Origin of the sequence: Janthinobacterium lividum (assembly GCF_034424625.1) — a bacterium.
GTDB classification, from domain to species: domain Bacteria; phylum Pseudomonadota; class Gammaproteobacteria; order Burkholderiales; family Burkholderiaceae_D; genus Janthinobacterium; species Janthinobacterium lividum.
The window spans coordinates 3,452,074-3,472,519 of sequence record NZ_CP139976.1; the positions used below are offsets into that span (position 1 = coordinate 3,452,074).

25 protein-coding genes are annotated in these 20,446 nt (G+C 63.7%); 12 read left to right on the plus strand and 13 right to left on the minus strand.

What is annotated here, in order from left to right; genetic code table 11:
- The first annotated feature begins 42 nt into the window (after nucleotides 1–42).
- From U0004_RS15515 to U0004_RS15525, 3 genes are all read left to right on the plus strand, one after another.
- Nucleotides 43–720: a hypothetical protein gene (locus tag U0004_RS15515; RefSeq protein WP_139144094.1), complete on the plus strand. Its 678-nt coding sequence runs from the start codon at nucleotides 43–45 to the stop codon at nucleotides 718–720.
- Nucleotides 721–832: 112 nt separating this feature from the next.
- Nucleotides 833–1,783 (plus strand): 2-hydroxyacid dehydrogenase, encoded by a 951-nt coding sequence (locus tag U0004_RS15520; RefSeq protein WP_070254420.1) that lies wholly within the window; start codon nucleotides 833–835, stop codon nucleotides 1,781–1,783.
- A gap of 55 nt (nucleotides 1,784–1,838) precedes the next feature.
- Nucleotides 1,839–3,023: a low temperature requirement protein A gene (locus U0004_RS15525; protein WP_370452837.1), complete on the plus strand. Its 1,185-nt coding sequence runs from the start codon at nucleotides 1,839–1,841 to the stop codon at nucleotides 3,021–3,023.
- Between the two features lie 27 nt (nucleotides 3,024–3,050).
- Here U0004_RS15525 and U0004_RS15530 read toward each other — a convergent pair whose 3' ends face one another.
- Nucleotides 3,051–3,581: a GNAT family N-acetyltransferase gene (locus tag U0004_RS15530; protein ID WP_070254422.1), complete on the minus strand. Its 531-nt coding sequence runs from the start codon at nucleotides 3,579–3,581 to the stop codon at nucleotides 3,051–3,053.
- Between the two features lie 80 nt (nucleotides 3,582–3,661).
- Between U0004_RS15530 and U0004_RS15535 the strand changes: the two genes are divergently transcribed.
- Nucleotides 3,662–4,231, plus strand: coding sequence for an XRE family transcriptional regulator (locus U0004_RS15535; protein ID WP_070254423.1), 570 nt, complete (start codon nucleotides 3,662–3,664; stop codon nucleotides 4,229–4,231).
- Nucleotides 4,232–4,233: 2 nt separating this feature from the next.
- Here U0004_RS15535 and U0004_RS15540 read toward each other — a convergent pair whose 3' ends face one another.
- Complete coding sequence (locus tag U0004_RS15540; RefSeq protein WP_070254424.1) at nucleotides 4,234–5,130, minus strand: LysR family transcriptional regulator; 897 nt, start codon at nucleotides 5,128–5,130, stop codon at nucleotides 4,234–4,236.
- A gap of 63 nt (nucleotides 5,131–5,193) precedes the next feature.
- Here U0004_RS15540 and U0004_RS15545 point away from each other — a divergent pair, with 63 nt between their 5' ends.
- The 3 genes from U0004_RS15545 (at nucleotide 5,194) to U0004_RS15555 (ending at nucleotide 8,700) form a co-directional block, all read left to right on the plus strand.
- Nucleotides 5,194–6,690: an MFS transporter gene (locus U0004_RS15545; protein WP_070254425.1), complete on the plus strand. Its 1,497-nt coding sequence runs from the start codon at nucleotides 5,194–5,196 to the stop codon at nucleotides 6,688–6,690.
- Nucleotides 6,691–6,781: 91 nt separating this feature from the next.
- Nucleotides 6,782–8,350 (plus strand): EAL domain-containing protein, encoded by a 1,569-nt coding sequence (locus U0004_RS15550; protein ID WP_070254426.1) that lies wholly within the window; start codon nucleotides 6,782–6,784, stop codon nucleotides 8,348–8,350.
- Nucleotides 8,347–8,700 carry a hypothetical protein gene (locus tag U0004_RS15555; protein WP_070254427.1) on the plus strand — a complete coding sequence of 118 codons (354 nt, stop codon included), beginning with the start codon at nucleotides 8,347–8,349 and terminating at the stop codon, nucleotides 8,698–8,700. The genes U0004_RS15550 and U0004_RS15555 overlap by 4 nt, the downstream gene beginning before the upstream one ends.
- Nucleotides 8,701–8,703: 3 nt before the next feature.
- On the opposite strand, the gene U0004_RS15560 is transcribed toward U0004_RS15555, so the two are convergent.
- Together U0004_RS15560 and U0004_RS15565 are read right to left on the minus strand one after the other, a co-directional pair.
- Complete coding sequence (locus U0004_RS15560) at nucleotides 8,704–10,068, minus strand: serine hydrolase domain-containing protein (protein ID WP_081345498.1); 1,365 nt, start codon at nucleotides 10,066–10,068, stop codon at nucleotides 8,704–8,706.
- A gap of 138 nt (nucleotides 10,069–10,206) precedes the next feature.
- Nucleotides 10,207–11,115, minus strand: a complete 909-nt coding sequence (locus U0004_RS15565; RefSeq protein ID WP_070254429.1) for a VirK/YbjX family protein — start codon at nucleotides 11,113–11,115, stop codon at nucleotides 10,207–10,209.
- 196 nt (nucleotides 11,116–11,311) lie between these two features.
- Between U0004_RS15565 and U0004_RS15570 the strand changes: the two genes are divergently transcribed.
- From U0004_RS15570 to U0004_RS15585, 4 genes are read left to right on the plus strand one after another with little or no spacing between them, the layout of a single operon-like run.
- Complete coding sequence (locus tag U0004_RS15570; protein ID WP_139144095.1) at nucleotides 11,312–11,920, plus strand: hypothetical protein; 609 nt, start codon at nucleotides 11,312–11,314, stop codon at nucleotides 11,918–11,920.
- Between the two features lie 30 nt (nucleotides 11,921–11,950).
- Entirely contained in the window at nucleotides 11,951–12,382 is a 432-nt protein-coding gene (locus tag U0004_RS15575) for a DUF1801 domain-containing protein (RefSeq protein ID WP_070254469.1), read from the plus strand.
- Entirely contained in the window at nucleotides 12,379–12,930 is a 552-nt protein-coding gene (locus U0004_RS15580) for a hypothetical protein (RefSeq protein ID WP_070254431.1), read from the plus strand. The genes U0004_RS15575 and U0004_RS15580 overlap by 4 nt, the downstream gene beginning before the upstream one ends.
- Nucleotides 12,931–12,933: 3 nt before the next feature.
- Nucleotides 12,934–13,380 (plus strand): GNAT family N-acetyltransferase, encoded by a 447-nt coding sequence (locus U0004_RS15585; RefSeq protein WP_081345499.1) that lies wholly within the window; start codon nucleotides 12,934–12,936, stop codon nucleotides 13,378–13,380.
- A 130-nt stretch (nucleotides 13,381–13,510) separates the two neighbouring features.
- Here the strand turns inward: U0004_RS15585 and U0004_RS15590 are convergent, their stop codons facing one another.
- A complete protein-coding gene (locus U0004_RS15590; protein WP_231958253.1) occupies nucleotides 13,511–14,521 on the minus strand; it encodes a DNA-binding protein in 1,011 nt (336 codons plus the stop codon).
- A gap of 221 nt (nucleotides 14,522–14,742) precedes the next feature.
- On the opposite strand from U0004_RS15590, the gene U0004_RS15595 reads away from it, so the two are divergent.
- A complete protein-coding gene (locus U0004_RS15595; protein ID WP_081345500.1) occupies nucleotides 14,743–15,762 on the plus strand; it encodes a tyrosine-type recombinase/integrase in 1,020 nt (339 codons plus the stop codon).
- Nucleotides 15,763–15,784: 22 nt separating this feature from the next.
- Here the strand turns inward: U0004_RS15595 and U0004_RS15600 are convergent, their stop codons facing one another.
- The 8 genes from U0004_RS15600 to U0004_RS15635 all read right to left on the minus strand — a co-directional run bounded on the left by U0004_RS15600 (nucleotide 15,785) and on the right by U0004_RS15635 (nucleotide 20,352).
- Nucleotides 15,785–16,156 (minus strand): hypothetical protein, encoded by a 372-nt coding sequence (locus U0004_RS15600; RefSeq protein WP_070254433.1) that lies wholly within the window; start codon nucleotides 16,154–16,156, stop codon nucleotides 15,785–15,787.
- An 82-nt stretch (nucleotides 16,157–16,238) separates the two neighbouring features.
- Nucleotides 16,239–16,652, minus strand: a complete 414-nt coding sequence (locus tag U0004_RS15605) for a hypothetical protein (RefSeq protein ID WP_070254434.1) — start codon at nucleotides 16,650–16,652, stop codon at nucleotides 16,239–16,241.
- A gap of 75 nt (nucleotides 16,653–16,727) precedes the next feature.
- On the minus strand, nucleotides 16,728–16,967 hold the full coding sequence (locus tag U0004_RS15610; protein WP_071653635.1) for a hypothetical protein: 240 nt from the start codon (nucleotides 16,965–16,967) through the stop codon (nucleotides 16,728–16,730).
- 209 nt (nucleotides 16,968–17,176) lie between these two features.
- A complete protein-coding gene (locus tag U0004_RS15615) occupies nucleotides 17,177–17,614 on the minus strand; it encodes a GNAT family N-acetyltransferase (protein ID WP_070254435.1) in 438 nt (145 codons plus the stop codon).
- Nucleotides 17,611–18,063 (minus strand): PaaI family thioesterase, encoded by a 453-nt coding sequence (locus tag U0004_RS15620; protein WP_034787481.1) that lies wholly within the window; start codon nucleotides 18,061–18,063, stop codon nucleotides 17,611–17,613. Before U0004_RS15620 ends, U0004_RS15615 begins: the two co-directional genes overlap by 4 nt.
- Before the next feature lie 31 nt (nucleotides 18,064–18,094).
- The gene (locus U0004_RS15625) at nucleotides 18,095–18,577 is read right to left on the minus strand and encodes a MarR family winged helix-turn-helix transcriptional regulator (protein ID WP_052140589.1); all 483 of its coding nucleotides are present in this window, start codon (nucleotides 18,575–18,577) and stop codon (nucleotides 18,095–18,097) included.
- Between the two features lie 81 nt (nucleotides 18,578–18,658).
- The gene (locus tag U0004_RS15630; protein ID WP_070254436.1) at nucleotides 18,659–19,033 is read right to left on the minus strand and encodes a hypothetical protein; all 375 of its coding nucleotides are present in this window, start codon (nucleotides 19,031–19,033) and stop codon (nucleotides 18,659–18,661) included.
- 134 nt (nucleotides 19,034–19,167) lie between these two features.
- Entirely contained in the window at nucleotides 19,168–20,352 is a 1,185-nt protein-coding gene (locus U0004_RS15635; RefSeq protein ID WP_081345507.1) for a citrate synthase, read from the minus strand.
- Between the last annotated feature and the right edge of the window lie 94 nt (nucleotides 20,353–20,446).

Genomic DNA, 20,446 nt, shown 5'->3' on the forward strand with positions numbered 1-20,446 from the left:
CGCTAGAATGGGCCATCGCGCCCGGCGCCCACAGGAAACCGCATGCCATTGCACCGCCATCTACAGTCCGCTTCCATGCGCATGCGGGAGGGCTTGAGCCTGAAAGGCGGCGCCGTCGCGCTGATCCTGGCCATGCACGTGCTGGGCCTGTATTTTCTGCTCCTGCCGCCGCGGCAACTCAAGCAATACACGGAAGTGGCTTTCATGACCTTGCTGCCGCCCCGTCCCATGCAGCAGGCGCCGCCGATGGCCGTGCCGATGCCCATGCCTGTGCCGCGCGCGCGGGCAACGGCGCCGCCTGCCGCGCCGTCCGCCATCCTCGAACCATCTCCCGTGATAGTGGAAGCCATCACCGTACCGGCCGAAGAGCTTCCCGCCGTGCCGGCTACGGCCCCCTCGACGGCAGACTTGCGCACGCGCGTGCGGCTGGCCGCGGGCGCCGCCGACAAGGCCCTGCGTAGCGAGCTCAAGCAAGACCAGCCATGGCTGGCCTCTGCCGGCCTGAAGAGCGAAAGCACTTTCCAGAAGCTGGTCGCCTCCGCCTGGCGCGGCGGCCCCGTCATCCGCGTGGAGGAATTCCTCACGGCCGATGGCCGGCCCGCCACGCGCGTCGTCAGTGCCGGCGGCGCCACGTGCTTTGGCATGGCCGAGAATCCCGGCTCTGGCGCCGACCCGGCCAGGACGGGCGGCAAGGTGAAACGCGTGCCTTGCCCGGGCTAAAGACCGCATTCGGCACAGGGTTATCACGGCGATTGCGGGGCAGTCATCCCCGGCTGGGTCTCAAATATGCTAAGTTGCGTCTGCAATTCATGTGACACGACCCAGGACGCCCATGCTCCCCGAACTCCTCATCCTCGCTCCCAGCCCTTCGGCTGCCGTCAACGCGCAGCTGGAACAGCAATATACCTGCCATCACGCCTGGCAAGTGCCGGCGCACGAACGCCACGCCTGGCTGGCCGAACGGGCGCCGTCCATCCGCGCCGTTGTCACGACGGGCGCGCTGGGCTTGAACGCCACCGACATGGCCCTGCTGCCAACGCTGGAAATCGTCGCCGTCAATGGCGTCGGACTCGATGGTGTGGCGCTGGACCTGGCGCGCGAGCGCGGCATCGCCGTCACCACCACGCCGAACGTGCTGACCGATGACGTGGCCGACGTGGCGCTGGCCTTGCTGCTGGCCAGCGCGCGGCACATCGTGGCACTCGACCGATTCGTGCGCGATGGTGGCTGGGAACGCCGCGAAGCCATCGCCCCCGCGTCCAGCCTGCGCGGCAAGACGGCCGGCATCTTCGGTTTCGGCCAGATCGGCCAAGCCATCGCGCTGCGCCTGGCCGCCTTCGGCATCCACGTGCGCTACTTCCAGCCGCGCGCCATTGCCGGCGCCAGCGTGCCGCGCGCCGAATCCCTGCTGGCCCTGGCGCAGGAAAGCGATTACCTGATCGTCTGCGCGCCGGGCACCCCGGCCACGCGCCAGATCATCGACCGCAGCGTGCTCGACGCGCTGGGACCGCAAGGCACCCTGATCAATATCGCCCGTGGCGCCCTCATCGATGAAGAAGCCCTGATCGCCGCCTTGCAGGATGGCCACCTGGGCGCGGCCGGCCTCGACGTATTTGCCGACGAGCCGAGGGTGCCTGCCGCATTGCGCGCCTTGCCGAACGTGGTGCTGACGCCGCACGTGGGCAGCCTGACCGTGGAAACGCGCCATGCGATGGGGCAACTGGTGGTCTATAACCTGGCCGCGCACTTTGCCGGTTTGCCGCTATTGACGCCAGTAAAATGATAACGCCCGGGATGAACCGTTTTAATCAAGCATGAATGAAAGAGTAGCTATGGAATTGACAAAATCGCTGTTGCGCACGCGCGGCGGGCAGGACAGCGGCAAGGTGGGCATGATCGAGCTGTTCTTCGATCTCGTGTTCGTGTTTGCCGTGACGCAACTGTCGCACGGCTTGCTGGCGCACCTGAGCGCCATGGGCTGGCTGCAGACGGGACTGCTGCTGATGGCCGTCTGGTGGGTGTGGATTTTCACGTCGTGGATCACCAACTGGCTCGACCCCGAGCGCATTCCCGTGCGCATCAGCCTGTTTGCGCTGATGCTGGGCGGCCTGATCATGTCCGCTTCGATCCCCGAGGCGTTCGGCACGCGGGGTCTGGCATTCGCGGGCGCCTACGTCGCCATGCAGGTGGGGCGTCCCCTGTTCGCCTGGTGGGCCGTGCGCCATGAAGCGCTGTCGCGCCGCCGCAATTTCCAGCGCATCGCCCTGTGGGCCGTGTTGTCCGGTATCTTCTGGATCGCCGGCGGCGTCGCGTCGCCCGAGCAGCGCATCTTCTGGTGGGTGCTGGCACTGGCGATCGACCTGGCCGGCCCCTGGATGCAGTTCGGCCTGCCGGGCCTGGGTCGCTCGACGACGGCCGACTGGGATGTCGATGGCGGCCACATGGCCGAACGCTGCGGCCTGTTCGTCATCATCGCCCTCGGTGAATCGCTGCTGGTGACGGGCGCCACCTTCGCCGGCCTGGAATGGACGGCCAGCAACTGGCTGGGCTTCCTGTCGGCCCTGGTCGGCAGCATCGCCATGTGGTGGATCTACTTCGACACGGGCGCCGAGGCGGGTCACCACCGCATCGCCCACTCGAAAGACCCTGGCCGCATCGCCCGCAAGGCTTACACGTATATCCACGTGCTGATCGTCGGCGGCGTGATCGTTTCCGCCGTGGCCGATGAGCTGGCCCTCGTGCATCCGGACGAGGCGAGCTTCGCCGGCATCAGCGCCTTGCTGGGCGGCCCGATCCTGTATTTGCTGGGCAATGCGCTGTTCAAATGGGTCAGCAGCGAGCGCGCCGCGCCGCCGCTGTCGCATCTGCTGGGCATCTTGATCATCCTGGCGCTGATCCCGATGGCGTATGGACGGCTGTATGCGCCCCTGACCCTGGCCTGCATCACCAGCTGCGTGCTGGTCCTGGTGGCCGTGTGGGAACATATGGCGCTGCGCCGTCCGCCACCGGAGATCGATCTTTGATGCGCGATCTCTGACGTCGGTTTAACCTCAACCGGGCGGCGTAATGCCGTCCGGATCGCTGCGCGCATCGAGCTGCAGTTGCAGGAACGCCAGGTCCAGCCAGGCGCCGAACTTGGTGCCCACCTGGCGCATCAAGCCCACTTCCTCGAAGCCCAGCTGCTTGTGCAGGGCGATCGAGCCGGCATTGCCCGCCTCGATGCCCGCCACCATCACGTGCTTGCCCAGGCCGCGCGCCCGCGCGATCAATTCCACCATCAAGGCCTTGCCGACCCCGGCGCCGCGGCGATCGGCGCGCACATACACGGAATGCTCGACCGTATGGCGAAAACCCTCGAACGGGCGCCAGTCGCCGAACGCGGCGTAGCCAGCGACATTTCCTTCCGCATCGATGGCGACCAGCACCGGATAGCCGGCCCGCTGGCGGTCGGCCAGCCAGGCGGCGCGGTTGGCCGCATCGACCGTCCGTTCATTCCAGATGGCCAGGGTATGGCTGACGGCATCGTTGTAGATGGCCGTGATGGCCTCGATGTCGCCCGCATGGGCATCGCGTATCTGCATGTTGCTCTCCTTGCTAGGCATCTACTATAATGGACAAATCATAGATTGCCGCCCGCGCTTTTGTCCAATAAATCCTGATTATGTCCACTAAACCAGACGAATTGAACCAGCGCATCGGCGCCAGGGTACGCCTCGAGCGGGAAAACCTGGGCTGGTCGCTGACGGAACTGGCGGCCCGCTCGGGCGTTTCGCGCGCGATGGTGCACAAGGTGGAGCGGGGCGACTGCAGCCCCACGGCCACCTTGCTGGCGCGGCTGTCGGGCGCCTTCGACCTGAGCATGTCCGAACTGATCGCCCGCGCCGAGATGCGCGCAGGGCGCTTGCTGCGCAAGGCTGAACAACCCGTGTGGATCGACCCGCAGAGCGGCTATGTGCGGCGGCACGTGTCGCCCGCGTCCGACATGCCGCTCGACCTCGTGCACATTAGCTTGCCGCCGGGCGCCGTGGTGGCCATGCCGGCCGCCGCCTATGTGGCGCGGCGCCAGCTGATCTGGTCGCTCAGCGGCAGCCTCGTCTTCCTCGAAGGGGAGACCCGCCACGTGCTGGACGAGGGCGACTGCCTGGAACTGGGGCCGCCGGCCGACTGCGTGTTCAGCAATGAAACGGCCACCGCCTGCACCTATGCCGTGGCCGTATTGAAAAATAGTTGAAGTCAAGCCAGCGCCGCGGCGCGCAGCTGGGCAATGAAGGCGCGCGCGGCGGGCGCCTGTTCGTGGCGGCGGAAGGCCACGGCGATTTCCGAGCTGATCTGCGGCCCTGCCAGCTCGCGGAACACCACGCCGGGCAATTGCACGCTGGCCATCACCGAGTGGGGCACGATGGCGCAACCGACGCCCAGCGACACTTCCGTCAGCACGGCCACCAGGCTGCCGGGGCGCGACACCACCTGCGCCGCAAAACCGCCGCGCCGGCTCGCTTCCAATGTTCCCAATTCCTGTTCCGGCACGATGAATGCCTGCTGCGCCAGCGCGGCCGGCATCGCCACAGCTGACAGAGCCAGCGGGCTGTCGGCCTGCACGGCCAGCACGAAGCGGTCGCGCAGCAAGACCACGCTGTCCAGTCCGTCCGGCAAGTGCAGGGGCGGGCGCACGAAGGCCAGGTCGACGCGGCCCTGGTCCAGCAAGCCGGGCAGGGCATCCATCGCGTATTCGCGCGCACCGATGTGGATGCCCGGGTGGCTGGCGCGAAAGCGGGCAAACTGATCTTGCAGCACGCCTGAGTAAGCTGCTGATGCGACATAGCCGATTTCCAGGCGTCCCAGTTCGCCCCGTCCCGCGCGCCGCGCCACTTCCTGCGCCTGCGCCAGCTGCGCCAGCGCGCGCGCGGCCTCGATGACGAACAATTCCCCGGCCGCCGTCAGGGCCACGGCGCGCTTGCTGCGCTGGAATAAACGCGTACCCAGCAGCTGTTCCGTTTCCTGCACCTGCTTGGTCAGCGCGGGCGGCGAAATGCCCAGTTCCGCGGCGGCTCGCGCGAAGTGCAGGCTGTGCGCCACGGCCAGCACGCAGCGGAAATGCCGCAATTCCATGTCTTTGACTATATTCACCATCAGTGAATTATAAGGCGATCATCTTATAACAGGAAATAATACAAGCCTGCTTACAATCGGGGCATGAAGAATACCAACTGGACCTTATATACGTGCTCGGGCGTGTGCGCCCTGATCATGCTCGACACCAACGTCGTGGCCGTCTCGCTGCCGTCGATTGCCCGCTCGCTCAACGCCAGCTTCGTCGACGTGGAATGGGTGGTCAGCGCCTACATGCTGGCGTTCGCCTCGTTCCTGTTGCCCGCCGGCAGTATCGCCGACCGCCTGGGACGGCGCAGGGTGATGCTGTTCGGCCTGGGCGTGTTCGCGCTGGCGTCCCTGCTGTGCGGCCTGGCGTGGACGCCGTTCGTGCTCAACGTGGCGCGCGCCATCAAGGGCCTCGGCGCGGCGCTGCTGCTGACCTCCGCGCTGGCCGTCATCGGCCACACCTTTCATGCGGAAAAAGAGAGGGCGCGCGCCTGGTCCGTGTGGGGCGCGGCCATGGGCGTGGCCATGACGGTGGCGCCCCTCTTGGGCGGCCTGATCACGAGCGCCATCAACTGGCGCTGGATTTTCTACCTGAACCTGCCAGTCGTCGCCATCCTGATGTGGCTGGTGCAGCGCCATGTGGACGAGTCGAAGGATGCGTCCAACGCCAGCTTCGACCCGGCGGGCGCGGCACTATTCTCCGCCGGCCTGTTCTGCATCATCTGGGGCTTGATCGACGCCAGCGTGGCGGGCTGGTCCAGCCGCGCCACCGTGCTGCGCTTTGTCGCGGGTGCGGCGCTGCTGGCCGTGTTCGTGCTGGTGGAGCGGCACCAGCGCGCCCCGATGGTCGATCTGAGCCTGTTTGGCCGCCGCGTGTTCGTCGGCGCCGTGCTGGGCATGTTCGGCTACGCCATCGCCGCGCAAGTGATGATGACGTTTTTACCGCTGTATCTGCAGAACGCCTTCGGCTTTTCCGCCGTGCTGGCCGGCTGCGCCATGCTGCCGTTTGCCGTCGCCATGGTGGTGCTGTCGCGGCTGGCGCCACGCGCCATGCGCCATCTGGACGACCGCGGCATTCTGGTGACGGGCTTGCTGATCGTCGCTGGCGGCAACGTGGCCACAGCCTTTGCCGCTGCCAGCCTGCAGTATGGCTGGGTGGCGGCCGGCATGATTGTCACGGGAGCGGGTGCGGGATTGCTCAATGGCACGACGCAAAAAGCCATCCTGGCCTGCATCCCGCGCGAGCGCACGGGCATGGGTTCCGGCATCAGCACCACCACGCGCTTTGTCGGCATCGTGCTGGCCGTGGGCGCGCTGGGCGCCGTGCTGGCCATGCGCACGGCCACCTCGTTCGAGAAGCTGGCGTGGCTGCACGGCCTGAAGGCGTCGCCCGAGATGATCGGCCGCATCGTCGCCGGCAACGCGGCCGAGGCCTTCGGCCAGCTGCCGCCCGCCATGCAGGCCGTGGCACAGGAAGCGGCGCGGCACGCCTTCATCGATGGTTTTGCCAGCGTGCTGTACCTGGCAGGCGGACTGGCGGCCACGGTGGCGGCGCTGGTGTTCGTGCTGGCGCGGCCACTGGAAAAATTGTAACTGTTCAGCAATATTCAGGTACACGGCCTCTGCTTGTAATATGATGCCATCGAGCAATACATGGCAATCATACAACTACCGCGGGAATTGCATGCGCAGAAAACGCATTATCGTCACGAGCGTGCTGGTGGCCGTCATCGGCGTGGCCGCTCCCCTGAGCCTGGCCTTCTATCTGTCGTCCGTGCGCGCCGAGCAGGGCGAGCAGGAGCGCCTGCGCCTGCTGGCCGGCTACGCGCTCGAGCGCGCCCACCGTTCGATCGCCTCGGCCAGCATGGCCCTGCGCAGCGCCGATGCGCTGGACCTGGCGCCGTGTTCCGAAGCCCATATCCAGCAATTGCGCCGCATCACCATCACCACGCGCAGCATCGACGATATCGGCTATGTGGAAAACGGCTTGCTCAAATGCACGTCCACGGGCATCGAAGAGGCGCGCATCCCCGTCACGCCCGCCGACTTCACGCTGGACAATGGCATGGGCATCGATTTCAACCTGCGCCCCGTCGTCAGCGGTGGCAAGCGCATGGTGGGACTGACTTACCGCGCCTATAAAGTGCTGATCGATCCCGTGCGTTTTTCCGACGTCATTGTCGACAGCGACATCCAGATGGCCGTGGCCATCGGCAAGGAAGGCGTGCTCGACACCTTGCACCATCCGGATCCCGCGCAGGTGCAAGCCTTGCTTGCCGGCCTGCCGGCGGCGGACGGCGCCACCCCGGATGGCAGCATCCATGCGATGCTGTACCGCGATGGCTTGACGGCCGTCATGATCGAGCCACGTAGCAAGCTGAACGACAGGCTGCGGCGCGAACAGCTGCTGCTCTTGCCGCTGGGCCTGCTGATGGCCGCCTTCATCGTCGGCATCGTCGTGTGGCTGTCGCGACGCCGCCTGTCGCTGATGGGAGAATTGCGCATCGCCATCGACCGGCGCGAATTCTTTGTCCATTACCAACCCATCATCGCGCTCGATACGGGCGTGTGCGTGGGTGCCGAGGCGCTGATACGCTGGCGCCGTCCCGACGGCAGCATGATACGGCCCGACCTGTTCATTCCCGTGGCCGAGGAAGGCGAGCTGATTCTGCCCATCACGGACCAGGTCATCGATTGCGTCATCGCCGACATGCGCGCCGCGCTGCTGGCCGACCGCGAGCTGCACATCGCCATCAACCTGTGCGCCAGCGATATCGAAACGGGCCGGGTGCTCGACGTGCTGGAACGCGCGCTGGACGGTAGCGGCATCGAGGCGCAGCAGATCTGGCTGGAAGCGACGGAGCGGGGCTTCATCAACGTGGAAGCGGCCCGCGCCACCATCGAAAAGGCCAGAGCCCGCGGCCATGCCGTGGCCATCGACGATTTCGGCACCGGCTATTCCAGCCTGTCGAGCCTGCAAAACCTGCCGCTCGATGCCTTGAAAATCGACAAATCGTTTGTCGACACCATCGGCACGGATGCGGCCACCAGCAGCGTCACGCCGCACATCATCGACATGGCCCGCACCTTGAACATGCTGATCGTCGCCGAAGGCATCGAAACGCAGCAGCAAGCCGATTATTTGCTGGAACGCAAAGTTGAATTCGGCCAGGGCTGGCTGTTCGCCAAAGCGCTGCCGGCCGCGGAATTCCTTGCCTTTTATCAAACGCGCCGCGCGCCAGCATCCCCATGAAACCGCCACACTTTCCCTATCCCTTGCAGCCGCTGCGCGTACCGGGCGGCTGGCACATCACCGTCAACACCCTGTTCGAAGTGGAACCGGGTCCGGAGACCATGCAGTGGTTCAGCAGCGCGCTGCTGCTGTGGGGCAGCTGCCGCGACACGGGTTACTGCTTCAACTCGCATTTTGAACCTGAGGACGATCCGCAAGGCGAATTCGTGCTGGAGATGGGCAAGGTGGAATATGACCGGCACGGCAAGATCGTCCAGGGCAGCGACGCCTTCCTGGGCGAGTTTCGCACGCGCAGCAAGGCGGCGTTTGTCGCCCGGGTCGAGCAATTCATGCAAGACCCTGCAGCCTGAGTTTTACGGTTTGCGCGGCAAGACGACGTCCTGTCCGCCTTGCTTGAGCACGGCGCTGGCGATCTTGCCCGCGCCATCGCGTGTAAACGCCAGGTCCGCGTCGATGGCGCGGAAGAAAAATTGGTCTTTTGCACTGGCAAACAAGGGAGCGGAACCGACGCCCGTGCCGGCCGCTTCCAGGCCATGCTTGCCCAACGACACCGTCAATATGAAATTCTTGCCTGGCGAATGCTCGAGCACATATTCGGCCACGTACTCAGCTAAGGTTGCGCGCGGCACTTCGATGGCGGCTTGCGGCTTTTTCAGCGGCGGCAAGGGCGTGCCGGGCAGCAGGGCGGACAAGCCCAGCGCATCGACGTCGCGCGCCGTGTTCGTCAGCACCACCACGCCCCGCTTGCCGTCCGTCGTAAACGCCGCGTAGCTGGCGTAGCCGCCCGTCTGGCCGCTGTGCCAGGCGTAGGCATGGTCCTGTTGCTGCTCCAGCAGCCAGGCCAGGCCGATTTTCGTATCGCTATCGGGCGCCAGCGGCAGCTGCGGCTTGATCGCCAGCACATACGGGCGCAGCGGCCTGTGCATGTACGCTTGCAGGTAGGCGATCATGTCGCGCGCGCTCGAATACACGCCGCCGGCCGGCGCCACCACATTCAAATCCCAGGCGGGCGTAAGCTCGCCCGACAGCAGGTGGCCGGGCGCCAGGCGCGCCAGCATACCGGCCGAAGGCGTGTTCGTGGTGGAACGCATGCCCAGCGGCACGGCGATGCGCGAGTGCAGCAGGGCTTCATAGCTGGTGCCGGCCTGTGCGGCCAGGGCCGTACCCAGCACGGCATAGCCGATGTTCGAATAGTCAAATGCCGTGCCCGGCGCATGGGGCAGGTGATAGGCGGCAAGAAACTGCCGCTGTTTTTCTGCCGTGTAATCGGCATACGGATTGGCCGGGTCCTTCGGCACGAAGTTGTCGGGCAGGCGCGGCAGCGAGGAATAGTGCGTGGCCAGGTCGAGCAGGCTGATCGTCTTGCCGTCGAAGGCAGGCACGGTATAGCCCGGCAATAATGCCGCCACCGGTTCGTCGAGTTTCACCTTGCCTTCGACGACCGCATCGGCCAGCAGCAAGCTCGTCATGGTCTTGGTAATGGAGCCGATCTGGTAGACGGTGTCGGCGCCCGGCTTGGCGCTCTTGCCGGCATGAATGCTGCCAAAGCCGTAGACGGCGCTGTCCTTGCCGTCGATCACGGCGATGACGATGCTGGCGTGCATGCCCGTGCGTGTCAGTTCCTCCGCGCGCTGGCGCACGGCGTTGTCCAGGGCAGGGGCGGCCAGTGCGGCGCTGCTGGCGAGGCAAAGGGGGAGAAGGGCGAAAGTGGGTGTCATGGGGAAACCTTGTCCAGAGTGGATCGAATGCACGCCGGTGCCTGGATGAGGTCTCTGGCATGCCTGGTGAAGGATACGGCCCCAACATGAAGGCTGCCTGAGTTTTATGGCTGCCGGTATGGCAAGGCTTGCGCTTGCTCAATGTTCAGCCAGCGGCGCTTCCAGCAGGCAGGCCAGCTGCGCGCGCATGCCTCTGGCCATGCATTGCAGCAATTCACCGCGCCGGCGGGCATCGGCGCGTTTCTTCGACGGCACGTTAGCCAGGTCCGGAGCCCGGTAGGCCGCGCAGGGCAGGTGATAATTACCGTCGCGCATGCGCAAGGCGTGCAATTCCTGCCACGCCAGGTCGTAGTCGGCGGCGATATGGCGCCGGCGCCGGGCATTCAGGGCGATGCGGTTGTCATTGCTGATCAAAAACACGTTATTGCAGGCAAAAAAATCGCCGAAATCGCGCAAGGCCGTGACCATCAGGTTCTTCGGGCGGCAACCGTGCAGCGCCCGCGTGGCTTCCTTGACGGCCAGCTTGCCCGCTTCCGAGCGCAAGCCTTGCAGCGCGCCCAGCTGCAAGGACACGCCATCGGCGCGCGGCACGAACAAAAAGCTGGCCAGGTAGAAGGGTTGGCCATCGCGCGTCAGGCGAAGGCACAGTTCGCCTTCGCGGTAGCTGTCGTGGATGGCCGTCAGCTGCAAGCGGTACAGCGCTGCATCCTTGCCTTCGAACGCGGCCAGCACGACGGGCTGGCGCGCGGCCCGCTCGACCAGCGCGCGCGCGCCCGCTTGCCACAGGAAGCGGTAATGCCCTTCCAGCAAGGCCAGGCGATCCGTGCAACCGAGCTGGCGCGATGCGTACGGGCGGTAAATCTTGAAGCGCAAACAAGGATGCAATTGCGCCAGGGAACTCAAGCCGGGCATGCTGCCCAGGAAGGCTTGCCAGCGCGTGCGCTGGCGGGGAAAGAAGAGGGCGCCCAGCGCTGCTTTCAGGCGGTGTCCGCTGGCAGGGTGTGGCAGGGCGGCGCCGTGGCGCAGGGGTAAAGCGATGTCATTCATGGTTCAGCCGGAAAATGGCAGGCGCTGCACAATGAGAGCCTTGCCAATCTGAATGCTACGTGGGCCAGGTGAATTTCATATTAAGAAACCTGATGCAGGCCCACCCGGGGCCAACATTTAGAGGATGACAACTAAATCATTGCCCGCCGGCGACACGGGCTTTATTCTGCTTGCCTGATTAATCACTGAGGCGCTCATGAATCACCGCCAATTGCTTGCCATTCCCATGCTGGTCGCCGCACTGGGCGCCCAGGCGCAAGACCGCACGGCCGATCCCCTGGGGCCCCTGGCGCAATGCATCAACCGCAGTCAATTCCAGTTCAGGCAGCAGGACCGCTTGCCCGCGCACGTGACGACGCGCAGCGTCAAGCTGGCAACGGGAGAGGGCCAGGTATCGGTGGCCGATGGCTATCGGCTGATGTTGTTCCACAAGAGCAGCTTACCGTTCGTGAATCTGAAGATCGAACGCAGCGCGGAAGGCAGGTTTGCCGCCGACCGCGACACCATCGTGGCGCAAATGCAGCATATGTCGGCCACCAGCAAGCCGCCACAGCTGGTGCCGCTGGAAACGGACACGCGCCAGGGCGTGGAAGTGCTAGGATTGAATAACCCGTATATCACGCAATCGTCCGGCGTGATCAGTCTGTACACGCTGCTGCATGACGCCAGCGGGACGGTCGCCACCGCCTATCTGCTCAATCAGCCGGCAGACAAGCGGGCATTCGCGACGGATGCGCAGTACCAGGCCTTGCGCGACCAGTTCATCGCTGCGCTGGTCGCCTGCATGGCCAGCCCTGCGCAGTAAGGCGTGTGCGCATTGAAGGAGATGCCAGCCATGAAAAAAGCAGAACCGGGCACGCCGCCCCATGAAGCGGCGAACACCGCATCGGCTGCCAGCCAGATCGATGCGAAAATCGCCTCGCTGGCGGACTGGCGCGGCAAAACCCTCGCCAGCGTGCGCGCGCTGATACGCCAGGCGGATCCTGAAGTGGTCGAGGAAGTCAAATGGCGTGGCGTGCCCGTCTGGTCGCACGCGGGCATGATTTGCACGGGCGAAACGTATAAGCTGTCCGTCAAACTCACCTTTGCCAAGGGCGCCGCCTTGCCCGATCCGGCCGGCCTGTTCAATGCCAGCCTGGACGGCAGCACGCGCCGGGCCATCGACCTGCACGAAGGCGCGCACCTCGACACCGCGGCATTCAAGGCGCTGATACGCGCCGCCGTGGCGCTGAATACGGCGCCGAAACCAAAACGGAATTCTACTTGAGACATTATCTGTATATCTGGCACGACCCGGCCGAGCGCATGCTGGTCGCTTCCGGCATCGAATTCAAGGATTTTATTCCTGCCCTCGGCAAGGCTGGCGGCATCGTGCTGCGCAAGGGCAGCGCCGGGACGGCCAGGAAACCTGCCAGCTACCAGACCTTGGCGCGGCAGCAACTGCCAGCCCTGGTGCAGGAAGATATCGCTGCCTGCGGCAGCCATGCCTGGGCCGATTGGCAGGGCATGCCGCCCGCTTCCCCGGATGCAGGCGTGGCCGCGATGCTGGACCACCGTGGCGCGCTCGCACCGCTGCCAGCCTTGCGCAGCCGCTTTCTCGCCTTTGCCCACGACGACGGCTGGTATCTGAAACTGTCGTATGCGGCATGGGACGAGGTGGCGGCTTTGCTTGCCGGCGCCATCCCGCCGGCCTTGGGCGCGCTCGATATGGATGCGTTGCAACGGGGAGGCGACGCTTATTGGCTGCAAGACGGCGTGGTCCAGGTCGAGCTGAAAACCCACGATATCGACAGCGTGCTGAACCGCCGCCTGTAAGGAATGGATAGTACGCCAGCCATGTGCCTGATTCGTCCCTACGCCAGCACGGACATGCAGCCCTGCACCGCCATCCTGGCCCTGGCCGGACGCGACGCCTTCGGTCCTGTCGCCGGCAGCGCCACTTTCACGACGGCAACGCAGGGCGAAGAGCTCCTCGTTGCTGAATGCGGCGGCATCGTCGCCGGTTTTGCCGCCGTGTTCACGGGCGACGCCCCCGATTACTTCCTGCACCACCTGTACGTGCACCCGGCGCACAGCGGCATGGGCATCGGCGCGCAACTGCTGGCGGCCGTCGTGGCGCGCTTCGGTCCCCGTCTGAGCCTGAAGACGCAGCTGGCCAATACGGGCGCGCGGCGCTTTTATGCGCGCGCGGGCTGGGTCGAAGATGCGCAAGACAGCGGCGTGGACGCCATCGGCGCGTGGATACGGGTGCGCTACCGGCAGTGAGGCATGCTGCGCATACTCGTCCCCGTCCGCCGTCATGGGACAGGCGAAATAATGTGGCAGGCCTTGAAAGCTGGCGATGCCCGTCCTGGGGTCATCATTTAGAGTCCAGGCTATTGGACGGGCTCAAACATCACGCTTTGCTATCCATAAGCAGGGCCAGCCTGGCCGCCATGCCGGCATTGTCGCGCAGCAAACCATCTCTCTCCTGCGCCAATGCTTCCATTTTCTGCTGCGATGCTTGCCCATTTTCCGCCAGCATGTCGAGCTGCCGGTCTTGCGCGGCCAGCGCCACCCTGGCGTCGTTCAGCGCCAGCAGGGCCGTATCGAGCTTGGCCAGCAGGGCGTCGGCCGACGCGGCCGCCTGCAGATACTGAAATTCGAACTGGTCGCGCTCGGGGCGTACGGTGGCCAGTGCTTCGCGGTCTGCCGCCGCGTCGTCAGCAAGGCGCGCGTGTTCCGCCTGCAACTGCGCCAGGCGCATGTCTTGCTGCACCAGGGTCGCTTGCTGCCCCTGCAAACGCTGCTGCAGCTGCGCGTTATCCTGTTCCAGCCGGCTGATTTGTTGCTGAGCCTGCGCCCGTTCCTCGCTGCGTTGCGCGGCGGCCGCTTCCTGGTAATGGTCGAACTGCGAGCGCACCTGCGCCAGCTGGCGGTTCAGGGCCGCGATTTCCTCGCCCCGGTCGGCCAGCCGTTGCGTCAAGCCTGCGTTATCGCTGTGCAAGGTAGCCAGGGTGACGGCGCGGAAATGGTGCTCTTCCTTCAATTGCGCCAGCGCATGCTGGGTGGCGCGCAATTCCTGGGTGAGAGCGGCGCGCGCCTCCGTCAGTTTCAAGCGTTCGTTTTCCGTCTTCTTCAGTTGCGCCAAAGCCGCGTCGAGTTCCGCGCGGTTCTGCTGCATGCCCGTTTCCAGCTGCTGCGCCACGTCGCGCTGCTGCTTCTCATAGACGCCGCGCATCGCCTCCATCAACTCGGCCGGCAAGCCTGCCTCCGTTTTCACGGCGCCCGTGCCCTGGAACTCTTCCTTCCAGCGCTTCAACAGGGGAGCGATGGTGCTCTTGCTGCCCGTGCTGCCCAGCGCTTCGCGCACGCTGTCGACCGTGGGATTGCGCCCATCGGCCGCGACGATTTGGGCTGCTTTCATAACATCAGAGTACAGAATGCCGGTGCGGGCCATAAAACCACCTATGAGCGAAATTTAGTAACGTATTACATGATACGTAATATCGAATGATATTACGATATAAATTTCCATGATTTTTGTAAAATATAAGTCGCGATAAGATTGCTTATCGCGGGTTATGGGGGTGGTTTGCATGGTATTCTGCGTATTTCCCAGTACACCAGCCCGATTTCAGCGATTCCATGCCCGATTTGCCCCTTTCCAAACGCCGTGTCGCCGCGCCCAAAAGCGCCGCCTTGGCTCCTGTGCAGTTACACGGCGCCCTGATCGATGCCGAACTGGCCGCGCGCCACCAGGCGTTTCTCGCCGCCGCCACGTCGGACAATACGCGCCGCACCTACCGTTCCGCCATCCGCCACTTCCAGGCGTGGGGCGGGGCGCTGCCCGCCGATGAGTCCACCGTCATCCGCTATCTGTTGGCGTATGCGGACAGCCTGAACGCGCGCACCCTGGCCCTGCGCCTGACAGCCCTGTCGCAATGGCATGTGTACCAGGGCTTTGCCGACCCTGCGTCTACGCCCACCGTGCGCAAGACCCTGGCCGGCATCGCCCGCCTGCACGGCAAGCCAAAGAAGAAGGCCAAGGCCCTGCCGCTGGAAGACCTGGAGCTGATCGTCGCCAGGCTGGCCGCGCTGGGCAGCGTCAAGGCCTTGCGCGACAGCGCCTTGCTGCAACTGGGATTTTTTGGCGGTTTTCGCCGCAGCGAACTGGTGGGATTGACTGTGGAAGACGTGAGCTGGGAGCCGCAGGGCATGGTGATCACCCTGCCACGCTCGAAAACGGACCAGCTGGGGGAGGGCATCGTCAAGGCGATCCCGTTCGGCGACGGCGTCTGTTGTCCGGCCACGGCCTTGCGCGCCTGGCTGGCCGCGGCGCACATCCGCACGGGGCCGCTATTGCGCACCGTCAATCAGTGGGGTCATGTGAGCGTGAAAGCGCTGCACGCGAGCAGCATCAACACGATACTGGAAGGCTGCGCCAGGCTGGCGGCGCTCGATTACGTGCCGGAATTGTCCAGCCACAGCCTGCGCCGCGGCATGGCCACCAGCGCACATCGGGCAGGCGCCGATTTCCAGGCCATCAAGCGCCAGGGCGGCTGGCGCCACGACGGCACCGTGCATGGCTATATAGAAGAGGCGGGGCGCTTCGAGGAAAATGCGGCGGGAAGTTTGTTGAAGGCAAAGAGGAAGCCGGCGGGCTGAGGGCGCCCGGCAACCTCCGGTATTACGTAGATGCTACTTCGCTACGCTCCATTTCCAACTCGGTAGCGGAGCTTAATTGCGCCGCAATGAGGGCGCTCAGATCAACGTCCGCACCGCCGTCGGATACGTCCGCGCAGGTATCGATAATTAGCTGAAAACAGTTGTCGCGTATCTCCCGCGTGTCTAAATCCAGCGGCGGAGGCGCCAATAGCGCGATTTCCAGTCCAAGCGCGAAGGCGCGATATGCCGGATATTCCTCGTATTTCCCTTCCTGGTCAGGCGAGAGTCTGAGACCAAGTGCCTGGGCCAGAACGACAACAGTTGCTTCGAATGACAGCGTTGGTCGAATGTTCAGACAAGCCGTAAAATAGCTTCCACTTTGAAAATGGCGCATGCAACCTCTGGTGTAAATTTAAAATGGATGACCTCTTGCCACGTCAGGTTCGGACGTCCGCTCCTGGCCGGCTGAAGCCGCCTCAAATGCCATACTTGTTCTGAACGGCGGCCTTAAGCTCAGCCTGCGGCAAGCCTCCTTGCTGCCAAAACGCAAAAAAATACTCCAATGTTCCGGCAGAAGCGTCCATATCCATAGGATGCAACACGCAGATGGCAGTTCTTATTTTCAAAACGTCTGGCTCGTCCGATTGATCGCGCCCTTCGATTGCTCGCCAGAGGCGCACTCGCTCCGCAATGACTTCCTCAGCCGTCGCCGCGCCGGTGATGAATCGACTCGCCACAGCTGCGGCTGACTTAGCAGCCTCAGGCAATTGTGAAGTCACGCTTCCTATCGCCTCAATCATGAATTGCTGAGCTAAAAATTGCTCTGCAGGGTCATCCAAGTCCACCGCAGATGCGATAGCATCAAAAAGTTTCTTATTCAACATTTGCATTCAGTTTCAGTGATTGCTCGGTGCCCACATCGGGGCCGCTTCTGGCCGGTTGCGGTCGGTGGCGACCATCCGAAATTATTGCTCGTCACGCAATTGCGCCCGAGCTTCTGACAACGCTTGACCATATTCCATATTAAATGGAGCTACTGATTTCTTCTCAAAAATACAGCACAAATTCCAGAGCGCCCTTTGTTCTGCTTGGTCTATTATGTTCAATTGGCCTGAATCAGAGTAGCGCCTCAAAAACTCAAATAAAACAAGGGCCTCATCAGCAGTAAGTGTTATGTGAACTTCAGAATTTGTATGTTCGTTCATATGATGTAGATTCGCGCTTTATCTTCGTCTGTAAATGGCCGAGTGTCGCTGTTGGTGGGTGACGCATATGCCTTGTTTTTTCTGCTTTTGGCCGAACTCAGCCTAAGTCTTCAGGACAGCATTTCAACGCAGTTCGCCAGTCTCTCCGAATATGTTTGCCATGTATGGCATTGTTGATTTTTTGAAAAGCAAAAAACAGGAAAGTGATTTTACGAGGCGTTCCTGGACAGCAGCCTGATGAAATGAATGCGCTCCCTGGCAGGATCACCAAAGTGCTCCACCAGCCGTACCTGGTATCCATTGCGGATCAGCAAGCGCAGCATGGCGGGATAGCGGTTCATCGATTTCACCGTGACGGCCGCAAAGCCGTGTGCGCTGGCCCAGGCTTCCTGGGCTTCCAGCAGCATCTGCGCCAGTCCCGTCTTGCGGTGCGCAGGCAGCACGCCGCCGAGCCAGCTATACAAGGAACCATCCTCGGCGGCATATCCCAGCTTGCAGCCGACGGGCTGGCCGTCCGCTTCCGCGATGAGCACCAGCGCGCTGGCGGGCAGCCGCTCCTGCAGCTGGGCCAGGCTGCGCCGCTGGTCGAATTCGGGTATCGCCTGCAGCACGTGCCAGGCTTCCGCGATGCTGCCGGGCCGTATCATGCGGCCGCTTGTTCCCGGGGGCGGATGATCATGCAGGTGGCTGTCGCGTGCGCGTACACTTTACCGGCTTCGTCGCGGATCGTGCCCTCGGAAATGACCAGGTTGCGTCCCGCATTGATGACCTTGCCTTCAGCGTAGACCGTCACGTTGAAGGGCAGGGGGCGGCACATCTTGATGTTGAGGTCCGTCGTGCCGTAGCTTTCGCCGGCCGGCAAGACCGTGTGCGTGGCGCAGCCCGTGACCGTGTCGAGCACGGTGGCGGCAAAACCGCCGTGCACGCCGCCCATGGGATTGGTGTGCGTTTCATTTGCCGTCGCCGTGAAGATGACACGGCCATGCTCGACCGTCTGCGCATCCATGGGCATGGTCTTGGAAATGCCGGGCCGGGGGAACAGGCCTTGCGCGAAAGCCTGCATCAGTTGCAAGCCGGTCATGTCGTTGGGGTGCATGGTAACTCCTGTGGTGGTGATGTGGGATGGGTCAGACATCCTGCGCAAAACGCAGGCGCGAGGCGTGCAGCAGGAAGCGGGCCACGACGGCCAGTTCTTCTTCGCTGAAACCTTGCTTCAGTTGTTCATTCAGGCTGTCGAGCAGGGGCAGAGCGGCAGCCAGCACCTCGCCGCCCCTGGGCGACATGTGCAGGGTGCCGGCGCGCGCGTCGAGCGCCGACTGGCCGCGCACGATGAGGCCGTTTTCTTCCATGCGCGCCACCAGGCCCGTGACGGCCGAGTTTTTCAGTTGCAGCGCCCGCCCCAGATCCTTCAATTGGCAGCCTTCCTCGCCCTTCAGGGCAAACAAGGCGACGACTTGCGTGCCGGAAAATCCAAGTTCGCTGCTGAAGACGGCATCGGCCGAGCGAAACAGGTTCTGGCGCGCCAGGTTAAGCAGATTGAACAGGCGCGGCGAACGCTCGCCCAGCGGGCAGGCGGCGGTTGTATCGGGGAGGTCAGTATTGGTACGCATGCGGAGTATACTACTACGTATGCGTAATAAAGCAAGCATCGATTCTCAAGTACCAGCGGGAGGCAAATATCGACTGGCGGTCTACGGGGAATTCGCCAGGATGAAGACTGCCTTTGCCCCTGACTGACGGGTCGCGATAATATTAGCACCCTGTATTACGGGGTGACTAAACGTGTCTACAACGTTCGAATCCGGAAAAATCGAAATGACCAGCATGTTGTCTGTGATCCGCCAGTACAGAATCGGACCCGAGACGGGACCGCCTTTGCGGCCAAAAGTCGCGCGTACTATTGCGTCCTTGTCGAACGAGAAAATTTGCTGCAGATCCGGGTCGATCAATGTCAACGTCTTGCCAACCAAAGCAAGTTGCGTCCAGTCGGTCAGATTTTGCGGTTCGGGCTTCACACAGCCGAACAACGGTAATGCAATCAGCGATATGACTAATTTTCTGCGCATGGCACTTTCTCAAGTCGTGATTTTAAAAATCCTGGATAGGCAAACCAGCGTTACCTATAGTGGAAAATTACTAAACCGATAATGTCACATGCTGACCTGAGAGGCAATTCACAACGCATTCTGAACTTTGGTTTCTAATCGCGATGATGGCGCCCCACATACCGGGCTCGCGGCCGTATCAGGGCTGCGCTGGCGGCTTGCTCAGCGGCATGCGCGATCCAGCCGGCCGAACGGGCCAGCGCAAACACGCTCATGCCCGCGCCTTCTGGCCAGCCGAAAGCCAGCTCCATCGCGGCCAGCGCCAGGTCGGCGTTCGGCTTGGTATCGAGCAGCTCGCCTGCCGTGGCGCACACGGCCAGGATGGCGCGCAGTTGCGGATGCGCGTGCGACAGCGCCGACAAGCGCTCCAGCAAATACGCGGCGCGCGGGTCGCCGTGCGGATACAGCGGGTGGCCAAAGCCGGCGAATTCCGGCGCGATGGCCGCGTAGTATTTGCCGATGGCGGCCCTTGCATCCCTGGCGTCTGGCGCGGCAAGCGCCTGCGTCAACATGCGCCTTGCGGCCGCACTGCCACCGCCGTGCTTGTCACCGGACAAGGCCGCCAATCCCGCGCCCAATGCCGCCGGCAGGCTGGCGCCCGTCGAAGCGACGCAGCGCACGGCAAAGGTCGATGCATTCAATTCATGGTCGGCCAGCAGCACGAGCGCGGCGCGCAGCAATTCAGCCTGCTCCGCGTCGGCGTTCCACGCATTGGCCAACTGTAGGTGCAGCGGCAAGGCGGACGGCGGCGTCTGCAGCAGGGCGGCGGCCAGGATGCGCATCAGTTCGGGGCCATATTGCAACATGGCCGCTGGGGCGGGCTTGGCCCCCAGCATGGCCATGGCAAGCATGGCGCGCGCCAGCGGCGTGGTATCCGGCGCGCTGGCCAACCTATGCGGCAGGGCAGGCGCGTCTTGCCGGAAATAATCGCTTGCGCCATCGTCCCACAGCAGCCCTGCGGCCGCTTCCAGGGTCGCGTGCCGGGCCAGCGCTGTCGCATCGCAGCCCCGGTACAGCAATCGGCCATCGAGGATGTGGGAAATCCGCGTCTCCAACACGGGCAAGCCCCAGTGCATGGCAGCCACGGCAGTCTGGCCGCCGCGCTTGGCGTCATTCTTGCGCGCCACGAGGCGCAGCACGTCTTCCTGCGGATAGCGCTTGCGGCGCGACGTTCCATTGCTGACGGAAGCGAGCAAGCCACGGCTCACATAGGAATACAGGGTGGGCAGGCTGACGCCCAGCAGGCGCGCAGCGTCAAGAGCGGACAGATCGTTGTTCATGGCGGCCATTGTAGCGTTTGTCACTTTATATTGATTGATGGAATCAAGATTGACGGCCCGGGTGGCGCGTCACTAGACTCATGCCTTTCCCGGA

What these genes read in the sequence shown, in the direction of transcription:
- U0004_RS15620 (WP_034787481.1), bottom strand. Translation starts at nt 18,063, where the DNA reads ATGCACCCCAACGACATGACCGGCTTGCAACTGATGCAGGCTTTCGCG.
- U0004_RS15590 (WP_231958253.1), bottom strand. Translation starts at nt 14,521, where the DNA reads ATGAAAGCAGCCCAAATCGTCGCGGCCGATGGGCGCAATCCCACGGTC.
- U0004_RS15605 (WP_070254434.1), bottom strand. Translation starts at nt 16,652, where the DNA reads ATGCAAATGTTGAATAAGAAACTTTTTGATGCTATCGCATCTGCGGTG.
- U0004_RS15600 (WP_070254433.1), bottom strand. Translation starts at nt 16,156, where the DNA reads ATGCGCCATTTTCAAAGTGGAAGCTATTTTACGGCTTGTCTGAACATT.
- U0004_RS15555 (WP_070254427.1), top strand. Translation starts at nt 8,347, where the DNA reads ATGAAACCGCCACACTTTCCCTATCCCTTGCAGCCGCTGCGCGTACCG.
- U0004_RS15545 (WP_070254425.1), top strand. Translation starts at nt 5,194, where the DNA reads ATGAAGAATACCAACTGGACCTTATATACGTGCTCGGGCGTGTGCGCC.
- U0004_RS15530 (WP_070254422.1), bottom strand. Translation starts at nt 3,581, where the DNA reads ATGCAGATACGCGATGCCCATGCGGGCGACATCGAGGCCATCACGGCC.
- U0004_RS15550 (WP_070254426.1), top strand. Translation starts at nt 6,782, where the DNA reads ATGCGCAGAAAACGCATTATCGTCACGAGCGTGCTGGTGGCCGTCATC.
- U0004_RS15610 (WP_071653635.1), bottom strand. Translation starts at nt 16,967, where the DNA reads ATGAACGAACATACAAATTCTGAAGTTCACATAACACTTACTGCTGAT.
- U0004_RS15535 (WP_070254423.1), top strand. Translation starts at nt 3,662, where the DNA reads ATGTCCACTAAACCAGACGAATTGAACCAGCGCATCGGCGCCAGGGTA.
- U0004_RS15565 (WP_070254429.1), bottom strand. Translation starts at nt 11,115, where the DNA reads ATGAATGACATCGCTTTACCCCTGCGCCACGGCGCCGCCCTGCCACAC.
- U0004_RS15635 (WP_081345507.1), bottom strand. Translation starts at nt 20,352, where the DNA reads ATGAACAACGATCTGTCCGCTCTTGACGCTGCGCGCCTGCTGGGCGTC.
- U0004_RS15575 (WP_070254469.1), top strand. Translation starts at nt 11,951, where the DNA reads ATGAAAAAAGCAGAACCGGGCACGCCGCCCCATGAAGCGGCGAACACC.
- U0004_RS15625 (WP_052140589.1), bottom strand. Translation starts at nt 18,577, where the DNA reads ATGCGTACCAATACTGACCTCCCCGATACAACCGCCGCCTGCCCGCTG.
- U0004_RS15515 (WP_139144094.1), top strand. Translation starts at nt 43, where the DNA reads ATGCCATTGCACCGCCATCTACAGTCCGCTTCCATGCGCATGCGGGAG.
- U0004_RS15630 (WP_070254436.1), bottom strand. Translation starts at nt 19,033, where the DNA reads ATGCGCAGAAAATTAGTCATATCGCTGATTGCATTACCGTTGTTCGGC.
- U0004_RS15540 (WP_070254424.1), bottom strand. Translation starts at nt 5,130, where the DNA reads ATGGTGAATATAGTCAAAGACATGGAATTGCGGCATTTCCGCTGCGTG.
- U0004_RS15570 (WP_139144095.1), top strand. Translation starts at nt 11,312, where the DNA reads ATGAATCACCGCCAATTGCTTGCCATTCCCATGCTGGTCGCCGCACTG.
- U0004_RS15595 (WP_081345500.1), top strand. Translation starts at nt 14,743, where the DNA reads ATGCCCGATTTGCCCCTTTCCAAACGCCGTGTCGCCGCGCCCAAAAGC.
- U0004_RS15585 (WP_081345499.1), top strand. Translation starts at nt 12,934, where the DNA reads ATGGATAGTACGCCAGCCATGTGCCTGATTCGTCCCTACGCCAGCACG.
- U0004_RS15520 (WP_070254420.1), top strand. Translation starts at nt 833, where the DNA reads ATGCTCCCCGAACTCCTCATCCTCGCTCCCAGCCCTTCGGCTGCCGTC.
- U0004_RS15615 (WP_070254435.1), bottom strand. Translation starts at nt 17,614, where the DNA reads ATGATACGGCCCGGCAGCATCGCGGAAGCCTGGCACGTGCTGCAGGCG.
- U0004_RS15560 (WP_081345498.1), bottom strand. Translation starts at nt 10,068, where the DNA reads ATGACACCCACTTTCGCCCTTCTCCCCCTTTGCCTCGCCAGCAGCGCC.